Below are 17,625 nucleotides of genomic sequence, written 5' to 3' on the forward strand. Positions count from 1 at the left end.
TTGAACAAAGTTGTTCAGAAGATCGATGATGTGTGCAATCGCTGTTGCTATCGTTATGGATTGGACAGGTGATGCAGACGGTGCAGGAGAACTTGAAGGAGCCGCGCCATGACCACAACTGACGACCGGATCGTGACGGCGGCAGTGCGGCTCTTCGTCGAGAAGGGCACCACGCAGGTCACCATCAGTGAGCTGGCGCAAGAGGCGAACGTGGCCCGCGGCACCCTGTACCGGAACGTCGGCTCGATGGACGATCTGTTCGATCGCGTCGTCAGTGAGGTCACCGCGGACCTGCATCGGCGCGTTTCGGCTTCGTTCCTGGCGGCGGCGACCGATGATGCCGCGACGAGGCTGGCCACGGGCATTCGGATGTGGGTGCGCTATGGGCACGAGAACCCCATGCTGGGACGGTTCGCCGTCAAGTTCGGCCTCAGCGAAGAGACGCTGCGCACCTGGATGGCCGGCCCGCCGAGCAGTGACGTCGACGCCGGCGTGGCGGCCGGCCGCTACCAGCTGGGTGAGATCGGAGTCGACAGCGTGGCCTCGATGGTCATGGGCGCCACGGTCAGCGCCATGTGGATGGTTCTGGAAGGTCATCAGACCTGGCGTGAGGCAGGCTCGGCCACTGCGGAACTTGTGTTGCGCGCCTTGGGGATCGACACCCAAGAGGCGCACCGCATCGCGACCGAGCCGCTGCCCGCACTGCAGCCGTCCGCCTGAATGCCCGCTGGCATGGTTCGCGCTCGCCGCTGTTTTCGGTGGCTCGCTGCCGTCATCGGATTGGTCGTCGCGCTGCTAGCGGGCGAATGCGTGTGGGTGCGGCCTTCGCTCGTCGCGATGCCCGCGGTGCCCGACGCCGGTTATGGATTCAGCGTCGGCGCGCCGCAGTCCTGGATGAGCGACGCCGACGCCGACCGCGAACTCGATGCCGTGGCCCGAACGCGGGCGGAGTGGATGCGGGTGCTGATCGACTGGCACATCGTGGAACCTGTTAAGGGCCAATACAATTGGCACTACGTCGACCACTGGGTGAACGGCTCCAAGAAGCGTGGCCTGAAGGTGCTCGGCCTGATCGCGTACAGCCCCACGTGGGCTCGGGCGCCGGGTTCGTATTTCAGTGCGCCACCGGTGAATCCGGCGGACTACGCCGCCTTCGTCACGGCCGTCGTGCAGCGCTACGGCGACCGCGTCGCCGATTGGGAGATCTGGAACGAGCCGAATCTGCCGCTGTTCTTCGGATTCACCGACAACCGCGCTGCCGTCTACACCGAGCTGCTCAAGGCGGCCTATCCGGCGATCAAGGCCATTCAGCCCGACGCCACGGTCATCGCCGCCGGGCTCAGCCGCGCCACCGGCCCGGACGCGCCGACCAAATTCCTCGCCGACATGTACGCCAATGGCGCGCGGAAGTTCTTCGACGCCACCGCGATGCACCCGTATGTGTTCCCGGGCGGCATCGCCGAAGACGGCGACAACGGGTGGTCGGACCTGGTGCGCGTGCACGACCTGATGACCGTCAACGGCGACGGAGACAAGAAGGTGTGGATGACGGAACTGGGCGCCTCGACGTGCGCGCCGCAGGCCCGGGGCGTCAGCCAGGACGAGCAGGCGCGCCAGATTCTGCAGGTGCTGTCGGGCGTGGCGGGGACGGGTTGGAGCGGCCCGGCCTTCATCTTCGCGGTGCGTGACACCGACACCGCCAAGCGTGACGACCTCGAATCCAACTTCGGTGCGTTGCTGACGTCGGACTGGAAGCCCAAGTACACGGCGGCGGTGCTGGCTCGGTAGCCCACCACGGCGGCCGCGCCGCTCGTATAGTCGAGGCGTGGCAGGCCGTCCGATTCATACGTTCGAAGTACTCCGCACCCAGCGCCTGACCCCGCACATGATTCGTGTTGTGTTCGGCGGCAACGGGTTCGACACCTTCACTCCCAAGGAATTCACAGATTCCTACGTCAAGTTCGTCATCGTGCCCACCGGTGTCCAGGTGGCCGATCTCGCGCAGCCGCTCACGCTGGACAGCTTCGAGGAGCTGCCGGCCGACCAGCGCCCGACGGTGCGGACCTACACCGTGCGCAGCGTCGACGTCGAGCAGCGCGAACTCACCGTCGACTTCGTCGTACACGGCGACACCGGCGTGGCCGGGCCGTGGGCGGCGTCGTTGGCGCCAGGCGACCCCGCGTATCTCATGGGACCCAATGGGGCATACGCGCCCAACCCGGCCGCCGACTGGCACCTGCTGGCCGGCGACGAAGCCGGGCTGCCGGCGCTGAGCACCGCGCTGGAAGCGTTGCCGCCCAACGCGATCGGCCAGGCCTTCATCGAAGTCGACGGACCGGACGACGAACTCGAGTTGACCGCGCCGGCCGGCGTGAAGATCCAGTGGATCCACCGCGGCGGCCGCGCCGACCTCGTGCCCGATGACCAGGCCGGCGACAACGCGCCGCTCATCGCGGCGGTCCGGGCGGCCGACTGGCTGCCCGGCCAGGTCCAGGTGTTCGTGCACGGTGAGGCGCAGACCGTCATGCACAACCTGCGGCCCTACCTGCGCAAGGAGCGCGGCGTCGGCGCCGAATGGGCGTCCATCTCCGGCTACTGGCGCCGCGGCCGGACCGAAGAGACCTTCCGGCAGTGGAAGGCCGAGCTGGCGAAGGCCGAAGCCGAGGCATAGGCCGGAAAGCCGACGCGCAGGCCGACGCTAATGTGCGATCCTCAGCCGAAGTTTGCGACGGAAGGGCGGCCTGATGGCGTTCGGTGACTATCAACTCGAGATTTACCTGCAGGGGCTCGGCGGTGTCGTCCCGACGCTGCCGATCTCGTTCGCGGAACTCGAGGAGCGCGCCCAGGCCGCGATGCCGCCGTCGATCTGGTCGTACGTCGCCGGCGGCGCCGGTGACGAGCGGACGCAACGCGTCAACGTCAGCGCCTTCGAGCGCTGGGGCCTCATGCCGCGGATGCTGGTCGGGGCCACCGAGCGGGACCTGACGATCGACCTGTTCGGGCTGAAGCTGCCATCGCCGTTGTTCCTCGCGCCCATCGGCGTCATGGGCATCTGTGCCCGCGACGGCCACGGCGACCTGCATGCCGCGCGGGCTGCGGCCCAGACCGGGGTGCCGATGATGGTCTCGACGCTCACCAGCGATCCGCTGGAGGACGTCGCCGCCGAATTCGGTGATACCCCAGGCTTTTTCCAGCTGTACACCCCGAAAGACCGCGATTTGGCGGCGAGCCTCGTCAGCCGTGCCGAAGCGGCGGGGTACCAGGGCATCGTCGTCACCCTCGACACCTGGGTACCCGGCTGGCGTCCCCGCGACCTGTCGACGGCCAACTTCCCGCAGCTGCGCGGCCACTGTCTGTCCAACTACACCAGCGACCCGGTCTTCCGTGCCAAGCTGCCCGCGCCGCCCGAGCAGAACCCACAGGGCGTGGTGATGCAGTGGGTGCAGGACTTCGGCAACCCGCTGACCTGGGACGACCTGCCCTGGCTGCGATCGCTGACGAAGTTGCCGCTGCTGGTCAAGGGCATCTGTCACCCCGACGACGCGCGGCGCGTCCGCGACGCCGGCCTCGACGGCATCTACTGCTCCAACCACGGCGGCCGGCAGGCCAACGGCGGAATTCCGGCCATCGACTGCCTGCCCGGCGTCGTCGCGGCGGCCGACGGACTGCCGGTGCTGTTCGACTCCGGCGTCCGGACCGGCGCCGACGTCGTCAAAGCGCTGGCGCTGGGGGCGACGGCGGTCGGCATCGGCCGGCCGTACGCGTACGGCATGGCGCTGGCCGGCACCGCCGGCGTCGTTCACGTGGTGCGGTCCCTGCTGGCCGAGACCGACCTGACCATGGCCATCGACGGCTACCGCTCACTGGCCGAACTGACGCCGGATGCCTTGCGTCGCGTCGACGCCTGAGCGAACAAGTGGATGCAACACCCAATCTTACATCCACTTAACCGATAAATGGATGTAAGGTCGCAGTGTGCATCCACTTAGCGCTGTTACTTACGAGGATGTGCGCTGGGAGCCGCAGGTTCATTACGCAGGTATGCCACCCAAACACGGCACCTACCATCCAGCAGTGCCGGCAAGCATCGCCGAGCTGGACCTGGTGTTGCCTGACGCGGTCTTGGCCGAGGCTGAAGCAGCGAGATCGCCCGGTTCGACGCCGAACTAGGCGGCGAGATCGCACCGTTCGCTGCGGTCCTGCTGCGGTCGGAATCTGCTGCCAGCTCCCAGATCGAGAATCTCTCGGCGTCGGCAAGATCTGTCGCCGAGGAAGAGCTCGTCGGTGGCACTGGCAAGCGCAACGCCGCCGACATCGTCGCCAACACCGCCGCGATGCAGGCTGCGTTGGATCTCTCGGGGACCATCGACGCCGCAGCCATCCTCGCGATGCACGCCGCGCTCATGGTCAATCAGCCACGGCACACCCCGGGGCAATGGCGTACCGAGCCGGTGTGGATCGGTCGTGGATCGACACCTGTCGGTGCGACATTCGTAGGCCCACGTCACGAACTCATTCCCGCTGCGATCGACGACCTCATCGCGTTCACGAGGCGCACCGACACCGCAGTACTGCCGCTGATCGCGGTAGCCCACGCTCAATTCGAGACGCTGCACCCGTTTACCGACGGCAACGGTCGCACCGGGCGTGCGCTGGTCCAGGCAATGCTGCGCAATAAGGCACTGACTCGTCAGATCACTGTGCCGGTGTCGGCGGGGTTGCTGGCCGATACGGACGGATACATCGGGGCACTTACGGCGTACCGGGAGGGTGACGCCGCGCCCATCGTGGAGCGATTTGCCGAGGCAAGTCTGCGCGCCACGGTCAACGGTCGGCAGCTGGTCACAGACCTGCGTACCATCCGCGCCAGCTGGAACGACAGGATCACCGCGCGTGCGGATTCAGGAGCGTGGAAGGTGGCCGACCTACTGACCAGCCGCCCCGTGATCAATGCCGCACTGCTCGTGGACAAAGGCATTGTGGCCCAGACTGCACACGCCCAGCGCGTACTGACTCCATTGGTTGAGGCAGGCGTGATCATCGAGACCACCGCTGGGCGCCGCAATCGCGTATGGCGATCCCCGGAAGTTCTTGCTGCGCTCGATGCGTTCGCCGAACGTGCGGGCAGGCGCGTCGACGCCTGAGGTCACAGCTCGGAAACCGACGGGTGGCGTGACGGGCGATCGGCCGAGCGTTCTGCCAACGTAGGGGAGTGCACCAGGCGGTTCTCGACGAGTTCGATCAGTACCTCGAACTCGAATGCGGGCGTTCCGAGCACACGCGGCGCGCCTATCTCGGTGACCTGCGGTCGTTGGGGGAATTCCTCGGCGACGACGCGACCCTCGCGGACCTGGACCTCATGACGCTGCGGTCGTGGCTCGCCGAACAGGCCGCCAGGGGCGCCGCCCGGACCACGCTGTCCCGCCGGACCTCGGCGGTCAAGACCTTCACTGCGTGGGCCGTGCGGCGCGGGCTGCTCGAGACCGACCCGGCCGTCCGGCTGCAGACCCCCAAGGCGCATCGTGCGCTGCCCGCAGTGCTGCGTCAGGACCAGGCCGTCGATGCCATGTCGGCGGCGAATTCCGGTGCCGAACAAGGTGATCCGGTGGCGCTGCGGGACCGGCTGATCGTCGAGATGCTGTATGCCACCGGCATCCGTGTCAGCGAGCTGTGCGGCCTGGACATCGATGATGTCGACCAGAGCCGCCGGTTGCTGCGCGTGCTCGGTAAAGGCGACAAGGAGCGCACCGTGCCCTTCGGGGAACCGGCCTTCAACGCGCTGCGGGCCTGGCTGTCCGACGGCCGCCCGGCGCTGGCGGTCGCGACGTCCGGCCCGGCGCTGCTGCTCGGGGCACGGGGACGACGCCTCGACCCCCGACAGGCGCGAACCGTCGTGCACCAGACGATCTCGGCGGTGGACGGTGCACCCGACATCGGGCCGCACGGCTTGCGCCACAGCGCGGCCACCCACCTGCTGGAAGGTGGTGCCGACCTGCGCGTGGTGCAGGAGCTACTGGGGCATTCATCGCTCGCGACGACGCAGCTCTACACGCACGTGACCGTCGCCCGGCTGCGCGCCGTCCACGACCAGGCCCACCCTCGGGCCTAACTCGTCGTCGCGAGCATTTTGGGGGCCGCTCGCGGCCGGCGAGGGTGCGCATCGTGCACGCGAATAGCGGCGTGTCGCCGTACAAACACGGCCGCTCGCGGTCAAAGGGGCTTGAGGCGGATCGGGGTGGTGGCGAGCAGGCCGAGGGGATCGACGTAGTCGGCGTCGGACGACGCGCCCCACATGGCGCCCCAGTGCAGACAGCTCGCGCAGCCGGGGTGCCCGGCCAGCAGCGTGCCGAGCGGCGTACCCGCCGCGACGACGGCGCCGGCGCGCACCGCCGCCCGGACGGGCTCGTAGCTGGTCCGCAGCCCGCCCGGATGAGCGACCGACACGACGGGCCGGCCTGCGAGCTCGCCGGCGAACACCACGGTGCCCGGGCCGGCGGCGTACACCGTCTGGCCGGCGGCACCGGCGAGGTCGACGCCCCGATGCCCGCGCTGCCAGTTCGGCCGCGGCGCGTCGAACGTGCGCACGACGGCCGGTCGCGGCCGCAGCGGCCAGTCCAGGCGGTCGTCGGTGGCGTGCGCCACGCCGGTCGAGCCGAGTCCGGCGAGCAGGAGCGCCAGTAGAGTCCGCATCAGGCCAGTTCAGCGCTTCGGCGGCGGCTTCGGCACCCCCAGAAACCCGATCTGTGGATAACCCGCGCACTGTGGACAAAAGCACCCCCGGCGAGCGTGTAAACTTCCACCTGCAATCCGCATTCGTGGGTTGACTTCGCGCGCCTGCACAGCGGCTCGATCTCGGGTCGCCACCGCATGCCGGGCGGTCCCACCTCGGACAACCGAGTTGGGTCCGGCACGCAGCAGACGCCAGGGTCCGGAATCACCCGATACCGGACGACAACCGATAACTGAGTGAGGCACCAACATGGCCGTAGTGACCATGAAGCAGCTGCTGGACAGCGGCGCACACTTCGGGCACCAGACCCGTCGCTGGAACCCCAAGATGAAGCGGTTCATCTTCACCGACCGCAACGGCATCTACATCATCGACTTGCAGCAGACGCTGACCTACATCGACAAGGCGTACGAATTCGTCAAGGAGACCGTTGCCCACGGCGGCACCGTGCTCTTCGTCGGTACCAAGAAGCAGGCCCAGGAGTCCATCGCCGACGAGGCCACCCGCGTCGGCATGCCCTACGTCAACCAGCGCTGGCTGGGCGGCATGCTCACCAACTTCTCGACCGTTCACAAGCGCCTGCAGCGCCTGAAGGAACTCGAGTCGATGGAGCAGACCGGTGGCTTCGAGGGTCGCACCAAGAAGGAAATCCTCATGCTGACGCGTGAGAAGAACAAGCTCGAGCGCAGCCTCGGCGGTATCCGGGACATGCAGAAGGTTCCGTCGGCCATCTGGGTCGTCGACACCAACAAGGAGCACCTGGCCGTTTCCGAGGCCATCAAGCTCGGCATCCCGGTCATCGCGATCCTGGACACCAACTGCGATCCCGACCAGGTCAACTACCCGATCCCGGGTAACGACGACGCCATCCGCAGCGCCGCGCTGCTGACCAAGGTGATCGCCTCCGCGGTTGCCGAGGGTCTGCAGGCCCGCTCGGGTGCCAAGACCGAGGCCGAAGGCGCCGAGCCGCTCGCCGAGTGGGAGCAGGAACTGCTCGCCGGTGCGACCGCCGGCACCGACGCTGCCGCTGAGACCACCGAAACCACCACCACAGAAAGCTGAGATGGCTAACTACACCGCTGCTGACGTAAAGCGACTGCGGGAGCTCACCGGCTCCGGCATGCTCGACTGCAAGAACGCACTGGTTGAGACCGAGGGTGACTTCGACAAGGCCGTCGAGGTCCTGCGCATCAAGGGTGCCAAGGACGTCGGCAAGCGCGCTGAGCGCGCCACCGCCGAGGGCCTGGTCGCCGCCAAGGACGGCGCCCTCATCGAGCTGAACTCCGAGACCGACTTCGTCGCCAAGAACGCCGAATTCCAGGCTCTCGCGGACCAGATCCTCACCGCTGCCGTCGCGGCCAAGGCCAACGACGTGGAGACCCTCAAGGCCGCCACCGTCGACGGCACCACCGTCGAGCAGCTGGTCGCGGACCTGTCCGCGAAGATCGGCGAGAAGCTCGAACTGCGCCGGGTCGCCTACTTCGACGGCACCGTCGAGACCTACCTGCACAAGCGTGCCGCGGACCTGCCGCCGGCCGTGGGTGTGCTGGTCGAGTACAACGGTGCTTCCGAAGAGGCCGCTCACGCGGTCGCGCTGCAGATCGCCGCGCTGAAGGCCAAGTACCTCACCCGTGAGGACGTGCCCGCCGACCTGGTCGCCAACGAGCGTCGTATCGCCGAGGAGACCGCCAAGGAAGAGGGCAAGCCCGAGGCCGCACTGCCGAAGATCGTCGAAGGCCGCGTCACCGGCTTCTACAAGGACGTCGTGCTGCTCGACCAGCCGTCGGTGTCCGACAACAAGAAGACCGTGAAGGCCCTGCTGGACGAGGCCGGCGTCACCGTGACCCGCTTCGTGCGGTTCGAGGTCGGCCAGCAGTAAGAACTTGGGCAGCACACCCGCTGCTCACTGACAAAACCCCGCGCACAAACCCGGCGATCCCGGAGTGCGCGGGGTTTTGCTTTTGTCCGGCTAGGGCCGGGGCAGCTTGCGGTGCAACGGATTCGTCGTCACCGGCGCGCGGCGGCGACTCGTGGGCAGGCTCTGGACGACATCGGGGCGGTCCGCCGTGGCGCGGGTGGCGTCCTGCGCCCGCATGCCCGGCGAGTTGCCGGCGCCCAGGGCGGGCGCTCCGATTCGGCGCCTGGCCGCGCCGCTGCATCTCGGACACGGCGTATCGGCGGGCACGCTCGCCATCGAATGTTGTTCGGTGAAGTCCGGGCAACCCTGTCCACACCGGAATACGTAGGTAGGCACAACGACACCATAAGCCCTATCCGCCAACGTCATCCGGATGTAACTTGCCCGAACCGCAGACGAGACACCTTCAGTATTGAATACTTCCATTCGGAAGCAAGTGTGTTTGTGTCGCTAGGAGGTCAATGTGCCGGAATTGCTGTTCCCCTTGGATTCGGCGAAGAAGTTCACCGACCAACAGTTGGTCGGCCACAACCGATGGCACCCGGACATCCCGCCGGCCGTCACCGTCAAGCCGGGGGACAGCTTCCGGGCGCACTGCCGCGAGTGGTTCGACGGTGCCATCCACAACGACGACTCGGCCGAGGACATCCTCAACGCGCCACTCAAGGGCGTGCACTGCCTGTCCGGGCCGTTCGCGATCGAGGGCGCCGAGCCGGGTGACCTGCTGATCGTCGACATCCTCGACGTCGGGCCCATTCCGCAGGAAGACTCGGGGCCGCTGGCTGGGCAGGGCTGGGGATACACCGGCATCTTCGCCAAGCAGAACGGCGGCGGGTTCCTCACCGACCAATTCCCCGACGCCTACAAGGCGATCTGGGACTTCTCGGGGCAGAAGGCCACCTCGCGCCACGTGCCCCATGTGAAGTACACCGGCATCGTGCATCCCGGCCTCATGGGCACCGCGCCGTCGGCGGCGCTGCTGGCCAAATGGAACGCCCGCGAAGGCGCGTTGATCGCGACCGATCCCGACCGCGTGCCGCCGCTGGCATTGCCGCCCGAACCGCAGGACGCGATCCTGGGCTCATTGCGCGGCGATGCCTTCACCAAGGCTGCCGCCGAGGCCGCCCGCACCGCGCCGCCCCGCGAGAACGGCGGAAACCAGGACATCAAGAACCTCACCAAGGGCAGCCGGGTGTTCTATCCGGTGTTCGTCCCCGGCGCGAACCTGTCGTTCGGCGACCTGCACTTCTCGCAGGGCGACGGCGAGATCACGTTCTGCGGCGCGATCGAGATGGGCGGGTTCATGGACCTGCACGTGGATCTGATCAAGGGCGGCATGGAAACCTACGGCGTGCATGAGAACGCGATCTTCATGCCCGGCAACACCGACCCGCAGTACTCGGAATGGCTGGCGTTCTCCGGCACCTCGGTGACGCTCGACGGCGAGCAGAAATACCTCGACTCGGATCTGGCCTACCAGCGCGCATGTCTGCACGCCATCGACTACCTGACGAAGTTCGGCTACAGCCCGGAGCAGGCCTACCTGCTGCTCGGATCCGCGCCGATCGAGGGCCGGCTCTCCGGCGTGGTGGACATCCCGAATTCCTGTGCGACGGTGTACATCCCGACGGCGATCTTCGATTTCCCGGTGGCGCCGTCGGCATCGGGGCCCTACCAGATCGATCCCGGAATGGGCGCGCCACACGCCAGTTTCTGATCCCGCAGCCGGCAGCCAGTTCCCCGATTACCTTGGGGGACTGGCTGTTTGGCGGGTACCGGTGTCAGCCGCGCAGGTCTGCCGGGGAGCTCGAACCCTGCAGGACGCCCAGCAGCTCGGTCAGGGCTTCGGGCTGCAGCGACGCTGACGTGCACAGCGCGGCCAGCTGTTCGGACTTGTTGAGCCGATCCCGGATCTGGCGGTACAGCGCGCTGCCCCGGCGGGTCTGGTAGACCAACACCCGCCGGCGATCGACCACATCGGCCTTGCGCAGCACCAGATTGTCGTCGACCATCCCGTCGACGAGCCGGGTCAGACTCGGCCCGGGCAGCAGCGTCACCTCGGCCAGTGCCGTCATCGGTTTTCCGGCGCCACCCTCGAGTGCGGCCAGCACGTGCCACTGACGCACCGTCAGACCGCCCAGGTGATCGGTCACGACGCGGTCCAGTTCGAAGGCGACCGACTTCACCAGTCGAGCGAGTTCCTCGATGGTGTCAGCACGGGCGCCGGGCTTCATCTCCATGGTGGCGCCCAGCCTACCGTGGTCGGACCTGTCGTCTCGCCGTGAAACAGCGCTGATCGGAAGGTATCTTCAAAATGAATTCTGGCCACCCGGCCGCCGGACGTCGTGGTCGTCGCGATTGGTGTGGCAGGGCTGGGCTGGTCTCCCAAGGTGAGGTGATGGTGAATCCGAAACCTGCGACGACTCCCGCGCGCCCCGACCGGGATGCGGTCGACATTGCGCTCGTGGTGCCGTTGAGCGGGCCCGCCGGGATGTTCGGACCGTCGTGCGAGGCGAGCGCCGAACTGGCCGCTGAGGACATCAACGCCGCCGGCGGCATCCTGGACCGGCCGGTTCGCATTCATGCCGTTGACGCCGGCGCGCCGTTGAACGAGCTCGCGGACGAACTGGGCCGCCTGGTGGCCCAGCAGCAGATCGACGCCGTGGTGGGCTGGCACCTGTCGAATGCGCGGCGGGTCATCACCCCGCAGACGGCCGGGCGGGTGCCCTACGTGTACACCACGTTCTACGAGGGCGGCGAGAGCACCGACGGCGTGTACATGGTGGGGGAAACGCCGGAGCAGCAACTGTTTCCGGCGTTGACGTGGTTGCGTGAGCACCTCGGGCTGAAACGCTGGTGCATCGTCGGCAACGACTACATCTGGCCGCGGCAGACCGCCCGCGTGACCAAGGAGTACATGTGGCGGTCGGGCCTCGAGTTCGTCGGCGAGGCATTCGTTCCGTTGGGCGGGCGAGATTTCCGGACGATGCTCGACGTCATCACCGCCTCGGATGCCGACGGGGTGCTGGTGTTGATGGTGGGTGCGGACAACGCGGCGTTCAATCGCGCGTTCGCCCGCGCCGGCCTGGACCAGAGCGTCGTGCGCCTGTCGTTGATGATCGGTGAGGATGTGTTGTGCGCCAGCGGAAGTGGGGCGACCACCGGCCTGTACACCGCGTGCGGCTACTTCGAGAGCCTCCCCACGGAGGTGAACATGGGGTTCGGCTCGCACTATCTGCAGCGGTTCGGCAGTGCGGCCCCGGCTCTCAACAACATCGGTGAATCCTGTTACGAGGGACTGTTGTTGCTCACCGCGCTGGCGCAGACGGCCCGCAGCCTGGAGGTGGCCGCGATCGACCGGGCGCGCTCCAATGTCGCCTACCAGGGTCCGCGCGGCGAGGTCGTCATGCGTGGTGCTCATACTCGTCAACCCGTGTACCTCGCCAGCGCAGACCAACTCGAATTCGATGTGATCGCCGAACTCACCCCCTGACCGACAGTCATGGCCCCGCCCGGTGCTCTGGGCGAGGCCATGACGGTGCGTCAGCTCGACTGCGGTGTCACCGCAGTTTTCAGTAGTTCCGCGCTGGTGAAATCGGTGTAGCCGTCCTTCTTGCACATGTCATGGCAGTCCTTGGTGAGCGTGCAGGTCAGCGAGGACACGGTGCCGTGGTGGAAGGGGCAGTCGTGGACCATGTCCGGCAGCTCGTACCGCTTCTGGTCGACGACGTCCAGCAGCGTCTGGCCCGCCCACAGCGGCTCCTTCTCGATCTCCTCACGAAGCGGATTGCGCCGCGCCAGGTAGTACTTGCCCTTCGTCGCGATGCACATCACCGGTGACAGCACGAAGGACAGCGTCAGCGCCAGGTAGGGCGACCAGGCCGCGAGGAAATCTCCGAAAGCGTGGTAGAAGGCCATGATCGAGAACACCGAACCGACCAGCATCGAGACGAATCCGACCGGATTGATGCTGTAGAGGTAGGCCCGCTTGAACTCGACGTACGACGGGCTGAGCTTGAGCAGTGGCTTGTTGATCACGAGGTCGGCGACGATCGCACCGATCCAGGCGATCGCGACATTCGAGTAGAACCCGAGAATGGTGTTGAGCACGGCGAACATGTCGCTGAGCATCAGTGCCAGCGCGATGGCGATGTGCAGACCGAGGTACACCACCCGGCCCGGGTGCACGTGCAGCACCCGGCTGAAGAAGTTCGACCAGGACAACGAGCCCGAATATGCGTTTGTCACATTGATTTTCACCTGCGACAGCAACACCATCAGCGTGGCCAGACCGAGGGCGAGGGCGTCGTTGTGGATGACCGAGCCGAAGCCGCCGAGGAACTGCTCGATGGGTTCGGTGGCGGCCGCGAAACCGACCTTGCCCGCGACGTAGAAGGCCAGGAAGGCGCCGCAGATCTGTTTGGCCGCACCGAGAATCACCCAGCCGGGGCCGGCGGCGAGCACCGCGGCCCACCAGCGCAGCGGCGGTGTTTCCGACTTCTCGGGCATGAAGCGCAGGTAGTCGACCTGTTCACCGATCTGGGCGATGAGCGACAACGCCACGCCGGCGCCCGCGCCGACTCCGATGGCCGTCACCTGCTCGCTGCCGCCGTTGCCCGCCCAGCTCAGGAACCCGTGGAAGCCCGCCGGATCCGCGGTCGCGATGAAGGCGATGGGGGCGACGAACAGGATCAGCCACAACGGCTGGGTCCAGACCTGGAACTTGGCCAGGGCGGTCATGCCGTAGAGCACGAGCGGGATGATGATCAGTGAGCCGATGATGTAGCCGACGGCCAGTGGAATGCCGAACGCCAATTTCATCGCCTGCGCCATGATCGCGCCTTCGAGCGCGAAGAAGATGAAGCAGAAGCTGGCGTAGATGAGGCTCGTCAGGGTTGAGCCGAAGTATCCGAAACCGGCTCCGCGCGTGAGCAGGTCCATGTCGATGTTGTATTTGGCGGCGTAGTACGCGATCGGGATGCCGGTGAGGAAGATCGTGACCGCGGCGACCAGGATCGCGACGACCGCGCTGGCCGCGCCGTGGGTGACGGCGATCGAGGCGCCGATGGAGTAGTCGGCGAGGTAGGCGATGCCGCCCAAGGCGGCCACGGCACATGCCATCGGCGACCATTTGCGAAAAGACTTGGGTGCGTAGCGAAGTGAGAAGTCCTCGATGGTGTCCTGGTTGGCCCAGGTGACGAAGCGGGACCAAGGGCCGACGCGGGCGGCGGCCATCGGTTGGCCGTGCACTTCGTCTAGGGATTGCTCGGTAGTCATGAACGCGTTTCCTGTCGAATCCGTCGTAATCGCCAGTGATGCAATGCATCAGGCAGGCAGGTCGGATACGGGCGCCGATGACCGGACCGGTCTGCGACCTGCAGCAGCCGGGTCGAACGGAAATTAGCACCAGTTACTTCCATATGGCACTAGTTCAAATGGAAAGTTACGCCGGGGAAACTGGGCGTTTACGCAGCGCGCTCAACGGTGCACGCAGCCGGTGTCCGGACTCACAACGTGAAATCTGAGGGTAAGGCGGGCTGGTGGTACTGCTTGGTACCGTGGGTGCCATGACACGCATCAGCACATTCGGTGACGACGCCCTCGGCGACCTCGACGCGGTCGGTGTCGCCGACGCGATCCGCAGCGGTGCGGTATCGGCGGTCGAGGTGGTGCAGGCGGCGATCGCCCGGACCGAGAAGGCGCAGCCCGAACTGAACGGCATGGCGTACGAAGCCTTCGAGCAGGCTGTTGAAAAGGCGAATGCGCCAAGACCTTTCGGGGGATTCTTCGACGGGGTACCGACGTTCATCAAGGACAACGTCGCGGTCGGCGGCTGGCCCACCATGCAGGGCGCCGACGCCTGGGCGCCCCGGCCGGTGCCGGCCGACGGGGAGTGGGCGCGCCTGTACCTGTCGACGGGGCTGGTGGCCCTCGGGAAGACACAGCTGTCGGAGTTCGGTTTCAGCGCCTCGGCCGAGCATCCCCGGCTGGGCCCGGTGCGCAACCCGTGGGACACCATGGTGACCGCGGGGGCGTCGTCGTCCGGGTCGGGGGCGTTCGTCGCGGCCGGCGTGGTGCCCATCGCCCACGCGAACGACGGCGGCGGTTCCATCCGAATCCCGGCTTCCTGCAACGGATTGGTCGGTCTCAAGCCCACCCGTGGCCGCTTGCCGCTGGACCGTGAGACCCGGATGCCGCTGCAGATCGTCGCCAACGGCGTCCTCACCCGCAGCGTCCGGGACACCGCGGCGTTCTACCGCGAAGCCGAGCGCGTCTACCGGAACCCGAAACTGCCGGCCATCGGCGACGTCACCGCACCCGGTCGGCGCCGGCAGCGTATTGCGGTGTGCACGAGCTCGATCGGCCGGGACGCCAGTCCGGAGATCCGGGACCTGACGATGCAGACCGCGGCCCGGCTGGAGGAGCTCGGCCATCGCGTCACCGAGATCGGCAACCCGGCACCGGAACCGTTCCGCGACGACTTCCTGCTCTACTGGTCTTTCCTGGCCTTTGCGCTGGTCCGTAGTGGAAAACGCACCTTCGGCCCCAGCTTCGATCGCGGCAGGTTGGACAACCTGACCCTGGGACTGGAAGCAAAGGCGGCGCGCAATCTGCACCGCGTGCCGGCCGCCATCGCCCGGCTGGCCGCGTCACGGCGCATTCCGGCGCGCCTGGCCCGCGACTACGACGTGGTGCTCACCCCGACCCTCAGCGAGGTCACCCCGCCGATCGGGCACCTGGACCCGACTGCCGACTTCGACCAGGTCATGTCGCGGCTCATCGACTGGGTCGGCTTCACGCCGCTGCAGAACGCCAGTGGCGCCCCGGCGGTTTCGCTGCCGCTGGCCCGGTCCGCGTCGGGACTGCCGGTCGGCATGATGTTCGGCGCGGCGGCGGGGCAGGAGGCGACGCTGCTGGCACTGGCGTTCGAGCTCGAGCGGGAAATCGGTTGGCCGTCGCTCGCGGCGCGCTGACGTCGACCGGCCGGCGGGGCTATTTTTGCTCGACGCAAGCAGCGGCAACGGCCGCTTTGTCGGGCGGCCAGCCTTATGCTGTCTCACAGGTTGCGTCAATTGGGGGTGTGCATGACTGTCGGGCCCGAGAACGGGGCTGAAAGGCAGCCGTGGAAGTCGTCGGCTCAAGGCGGCGGGCCGGAGCCCGCGCCCGGGTCCGAGCCGAGTTCGCCGCCGGTGCCCCCGGCGGGTCCCACCCCGAATCCGACACCGGAGTTCACGCCCCCGGCACCCCCGGCAGAACCGCAGGGTTCCGTCCGCTGGCAGGACCCGGCCACGGCCAAGCCGCGGCAGCCGACCGTCGCCGAGGCCCGGGCCCGCGACAAGGCCAAGAGGGCGCGCGAAGCCGAAGAAGAGATCGAGCGGGTCAAAGCCGAGAAGGCGCGCAAGCGCGCGGCCACCGGCAAGAAGGTCCTCATCGGTTCGGCGGTCGGCGTCGGCGTGGTGGCGGTGGTCGCCGCCGGCTACGCGATCTTCCATCGCGATGATCAGATCAGCGCGTCCTGCGTCAAGGACGGCAGCAACGAAGTGGTGCCGGACAGTTACTGCAGCAGCGGCACCAACTACGGCGGCGGCAGCACGTTCTTGTACATGGGATCGCCGTACCGGTACTACTACGGCGGCTCCAACTCCGGCGTCGGCAGCATCGCCCACGGTGGCACCCTGACCCTGCCGAAAGGCACTACGGCCACAACGAAATCCGGCACCTCCATCTCCAAGTCGGGGTCGTCGGTGTCGCGCGGCGGCTTCGGTTCGTCGAGCCACGGAAGCTCCGGTAGCTGATGCGGCGCGAACGTCACGCCCCGCGACCGGGGTGGCAGCAGATCGTGGCCAGCCAGGGCATGTGTTTCGACACCCCGGCCACCGACGCACACGGGAATGACCGTCCGTACTGGGACGAGTCGGTGCACTACGTGTTCGACATGGACGAGGTGCTCTCGATCGAGGCCTCGGTCGAGGTGCTGCACTCGATGTGCCTGGAAGCCGTCGAGAACATCGTGCTGACCGAGCGCTACCGCGACTTCGGGTTGCCGGAGTGGAGCTGGCCGCACATCGAAAAGTCGTGGCGCCGTAGCGATCCGCACCTCTACGGCCGCTTCGACCTCCGCTACGACGGCCGCCGGCCCCCGGTTCTGCTGGAGTACAACGCCGACACCCCGACGTCGCTGCTCGAAGCCGCGATTCTGCAGTGGTACTGGAAGACCGACGTCTTTCCCGCCGACGACCAGTGGAACTCGCTGCACGAGAAGCTGGTGGAGCGGTGGAAGGAAATCCAGGATCGGTTGCCCGGCAACGAAACCCACTTCACCTGGTCCTCTGCGGACACCAGCGGTGAGGACAACGTGACGCTGGCCTACCTGCAGGAGTGCGCCGCCGAGGCCGGGATGAACACCGTCGGCCTGGCCATCGAGCAACTGGGCTGGGACCGGGACCTCAATCGCTTCGTGGATCTGGAAGACGCCCCGATCTCGACGCTGTTCAAGCTCTACCCCTGGGAATGGGTGCTCGACGACGAATTCGGCAAGTACGCAGCCGAATCCCTGCCGGAGACCATGTGGATCGAGCCGCTGTGGAAGTCGCTGCTCAGCAACAAGGCCATCCTGGCGGTGCTGTGGGAGATGTACCCGGGGCACCCGAACCTGCTGCCGGCCTACATCGATGATCCGCACGAGCTGACCGAGTACGTCCGCAAGCCCAAACTCGGGCGCGAGGGGGCGAACGTCACGATCGTCGGCGCGGGTTACGAGACGCAGACCGGTGGTGTGTACGGCGAAGAGGGCTACGTGTACCAGTTGCTCGACCCGCTACCGCAGTTCGACGACATGCGTCCCGCGTTGGGCGCCTGGATCGTCGGCGACGAATCGGCCGGCCTCGGTATCCGCGAGACCTCGGGTCTGGTCACCGACAACGGCGCAGCCTTTGTGCCCCACCGCATCCCGCAGTGACCGGAAGGAAACGAACTT

18 protein-coding genes are annotated in these 17,625 nt (G+C 67.1%); 13 read left to right on the forward strand and 5 right to left on the reverse strand.

The window, feature by feature from the left end; all coding sequences use genetic code 11:
* The first annotated feature begins 108 nt into the window (after positions 1-108).
* From ACJH6H_RS11815 to ACJH6H_RS11830, 4 genes are all read left to right on the forward strand, one after another.
* Positions 109-720, forward strand: a complete 612-nt coding sequence (locus ACJH6H_RS11815) for a TetR/AcrR family transcriptional regulator (RefSeq protein ID WP_212811849.1) — start codon at positions 109-111, stop codon at positions 718-720.
* Between the two features lie 96 nt (positions 721-816).
* Positions 817-1,788 (forward strand): cellulase family glycosylhydrolase, encoded by a 972-nt coding sequence (locus tag ACJH6H_RS11820; RefSeq protein WP_244872586.1) that lies wholly within the window; start codon positions 817-819, stop codon positions 1,786-1,788.
* Between the two features lie 37 nt (positions 1,789-1,825).
* A complete protein-coding gene (locus ACJH6H_RS11825) occupies positions 1,826-2,671 on the forward strand; it encodes a siderophore-interacting protein (protein ID WP_212811847.1) in 846 nt (281 codons plus the stop codon).
* A gap of 73 nt (positions 2,672-2,744) precedes the next feature.
* Complete coding sequence (locus tag ACJH6H_RS11830) at positions 2,745-3,908, forward strand: lactate 2-monooxygenase (RefSeq protein WP_212811846.1); 1,164 nt, start codon at positions 2,745-2,747, stop codon at positions 3,906-3,908.
* Between the two features lie 258 nt (positions 3,909-4,166).
* Here the strand turns inward: ACJH6H_RS11830 and ACJH6H_RS11835 are convergent, their stop codons facing one another.
* Positions 4,167-4,394: a hypothetical protein gene (locus ACJH6H_RS11835; RefSeq protein ID WP_406774907.1), complete on the reverse strand. Its 228-nt coding sequence runs from the start codon at positions 4,392-4,394 to the stop codon at positions 4,167-4,169.
* Here ACJH6H_RS11835 and ACJH6H_RS11840 point away from each other — a divergent pair.
* Together ACJH6H_RS11840 and ACJH6H_RS11845 are read left to right on the forward strand one after the other, a co-directional pair.
* Entirely contained in the window at positions 4,389-5,144 is a 756-nt protein-coding gene (locus tag ACJH6H_RS11840) for a Fic family protein (protein WP_406774908.1), read from the forward strand. The genes ACJH6H_RS11835 and ACJH6H_RS11840 overlap by 6 nt on opposite strands.
* 68 nt (positions 5,145-5,212) lie before the next feature.
* On the forward strand, positions 5,213-6,109 hold the full coding sequence (locus tag ACJH6H_RS11845) for a tyrosine recombinase XerC (RefSeq protein ID WP_212811845.1): 897 nt from the start codon (positions 5,213-5,215) through the stop codon (positions 6,107-6,109).
* Positions 6,110-6,210: 101 nt separating this feature from the next.
* On the opposite strand, the gene ACJH6H_RS11850 is transcribed toward ACJH6H_RS11845, so the two are convergent.
* Positions 6,211-6,690: a M23 family metallopeptidase gene (locus ACJH6H_RS11850; RefSeq protein ID WP_212811844.1), complete on the reverse strand. Its 480-nt coding sequence runs from the start codon at positions 6,688-6,690 to the stop codon at positions 6,211-6,213.
* A 289-nt stretch (positions 6,691-6,979) separates the two neighbouring features.
* Here ACJH6H_RS11850 and rpsB point away from each other — a divergent pair, with 289 nt between their 5' ends.
* Both rpsB and tsf read left to right on the forward strand, forming a co-directional pair.
* The gene (gene rpsB / locus ACJH6H_RS11855; protein WP_212811843.1) at positions 6,980-7,792 is read left to right on the forward strand and encodes a 30S ribosomal protein S2; all 813 of its coding nucleotides are present in this window, start codon (positions 6,980-6,982) and stop codon (positions 7,790-7,792) included.
* Position 7,793: 1 nt separating this feature from the next.
* Positions 7,794-8,609, forward strand: coding sequence for a translation elongation factor Ts (gene tsf, locus ACJH6H_RS11860; RefSeq protein ID WP_020102030.1), 816 nt, complete (start codon positions 7,794-7,796; stop codon positions 8,607-8,609).
* 90 nt (positions 8,610-8,699) lie between these two features.
* On the opposite strand, the gene ACJH6H_RS11865 is transcribed toward tsf, so the two are convergent.
* Complete coding sequence (locus ACJH6H_RS11865; protein ID WP_244872584.1) at positions 8,700-8,984, reverse strand: zinc ribbon domain-containing protein; 285 nt, start codon at positions 8,982-8,984, stop codon at positions 8,700-8,702.
* Between the two features lie 127 nt (positions 8,985-9,111).
* Between ACJH6H_RS11865 and fmdA the strand changes: the two genes are divergently transcribed.
* The gene (gene fmdA, locus ACJH6H_RS11870; protein ID WP_029118377.1) at positions 9,112-10,365 is read left to right on the forward strand and encodes a formamidase; all 1,254 of its coding nucleotides are present in this window, start codon (positions 9,112-9,114) and stop codon (positions 10,363-10,365) included.
* A 64-nt stretch (positions 10,366-10,429) separates the two neighbouring features.
* On the opposite strand, the gene ACJH6H_RS11875 is transcribed toward fmdA, so the two are convergent.
* Positions 10,430-10,888, reverse strand: a complete 459-nt coding sequence (locus ACJH6H_RS11875) for a MarR family winged helix-turn-helix transcriptional regulator (RefSeq protein WP_244872583.1) — start codon at positions 10,886-10,888, stop codon at positions 10,430-10,432.
* A 158-nt stretch (positions 10,889-11,046) separates the two neighbouring features.
* On the opposite strand from ACJH6H_RS11875, the gene ACJH6H_RS11880 reads away from it, so the two are divergent.
* Positions 11,047-12,141, forward strand: a complete 1,095-nt coding sequence (locus ACJH6H_RS11880; protein WP_244872582.1) for a substrate-binding domain-containing protein — start codon at positions 11,047-11,049, stop codon at positions 12,139-12,141.
* A 50-nt stretch (positions 12,142-12,191) separates the two neighbouring features.
* On the opposite strand, the gene ACJH6H_RS11885 is transcribed toward ACJH6H_RS11880, so the two are convergent.
* Complete coding sequence (locus ACJH6H_RS11885) at positions 12,192-13,925, reverse strand: cytosine permease (RefSeq protein ID WP_212811841.1); 1,734 nt, start codon at positions 13,923-13,925, stop codon at positions 12,192-12,194.
* Positions 13,926-14,215: 290 nt separating this feature from the next.
* Between ACJH6H_RS11885 and ACJH6H_RS11890 the strand changes: the two genes are divergently transcribed.
* From ACJH6H_RS11890 to ACJH6H_RS11900, 3 genes are all read left to right on the forward strand, one after another.
* Positions 14,216-15,622: an amidase gene (locus tag ACJH6H_RS11890; RefSeq protein ID WP_212811840.1), complete on the forward strand. Its 1,407-nt coding sequence runs from the start codon at positions 14,216-14,218 to the stop codon at positions 15,620-15,622.
* A 216-nt stretch (positions 15,623-15,838) separates the two neighbouring features.
* Positions 15,839-16,444 carry a hypothetical protein gene (locus ACJH6H_RS11895; RefSeq protein ID WP_212814847.1) on the forward strand — a complete coding sequence of 202 codons (606 nt, stop codon included), beginning with the start codon at positions 15,839-15,841 and terminating at the stop codon, positions 16,442-16,444.
* Positions 16,444-17,607, forward strand: a complete 1,164-nt coding sequence (locus tag ACJH6H_RS11900; RefSeq protein WP_212811839.1) for a glutathionylspermidine synthase family protein — start codon at positions 16,444-16,446, stop codon at positions 17,605-17,607. Before ACJH6H_RS11895 ends, ACJH6H_RS11900 begins: the two co-directional genes overlap by 1 nt.
* Positions 17,608-17,625 lie beyond the last annotated feature (18 nt).

Origin of the sequence: Mycobacterium sp. SMC-21, assembly GCF_045310825.1 — a bacterium.
In the GTDB taxonomy this organism is placed as follows: Bacteria; Actinomycetota; Actinomycetes; order Mycobacteriales; family Mycobacteriaceae; genus Mycobacterium.

What these genes read in the sequence shown, in the direction of transcription:
- tsf (WP_020102030.1), top strand. Translation starts at nt 7,794, where the DNA reads ATGGCTAACTACACCGCTGCTGACGTAAAGCGACTGCGGGAGCTCACC.
- ACJH6H_RS11840 (WP_406774908.1), top strand. Translation starts at nt 4,389, where the DNA reads ATGCACGCCGCGCTCATGGTCAATCAGCCACGGCACACCCCGGGGCAA.
- ACJH6H_RS11900 (WP_212811839.1), top strand. Translation starts at nt 16,444, where the DNA reads ATGCGGCGCGAACGTCACGCCCCGCGACCGGGGTGGCAGCAGATCGTG.
- ACJH6H_RS11815 (WP_212811849.1), top strand. Translation starts at nt 109, where the DNA reads ATGACCACAACTGACGACCGGATCGTGACGGCGGCAGTGCGGCTCTTC.
- ACJH6H_RS11875 (WP_244872583.1), bottom strand. Translation starts at nt 10,888, where the DNA reads ATGGAGATGAAGCCCGGCGCCCGTGCTGACACCATCGAGGAACTCGCT.
- rpsB (WP_212811843.1), top strand. Translation starts at nt 6,980, where the DNA reads ATGGCCGTAGTGACCATGAAGCAGCTGCTGGACAGCGGCGCACACTTC.
- ACJH6H_RS11885 (WP_212811841.1), bottom strand. Translation starts at nt 13,925, where the DNA reads ATGACTACCGAGCAATCCCTAGACGAAGTGCACGGCCAACCGATGGCC.
- ACJH6H_RS11830 (WP_212811846.1), top strand. Translation starts at nt 2,745, where the DNA reads ATGGCGTTCGGTGACTATCAACTCGAGATTTACCTGCAGGGGCTCGGC.
- ACJH6H_RS11880 (WP_244872582.1), top strand. Translation starts at nt 11,047, where the DNA reads ATGGTGAATCCGAAACCTGCGACGACTCCCGCGCGCCCCGACCGGGAT.
- ACJH6H_RS11850 (WP_212811844.1), bottom strand. Translation starts at nt 6,690, where the DNA reads ATGCGGACTCTACTGGCGCTCCTGCTCGCCGGACTCGGCTCGACCGGC.
- ACJH6H_RS11890 (WP_212811840.1), top strand. Translation starts at nt 14,216, where the DNA reads ATGACACGCATCAGCACATTCGGTGACGACGCCCTCGGCGACCTCGAC.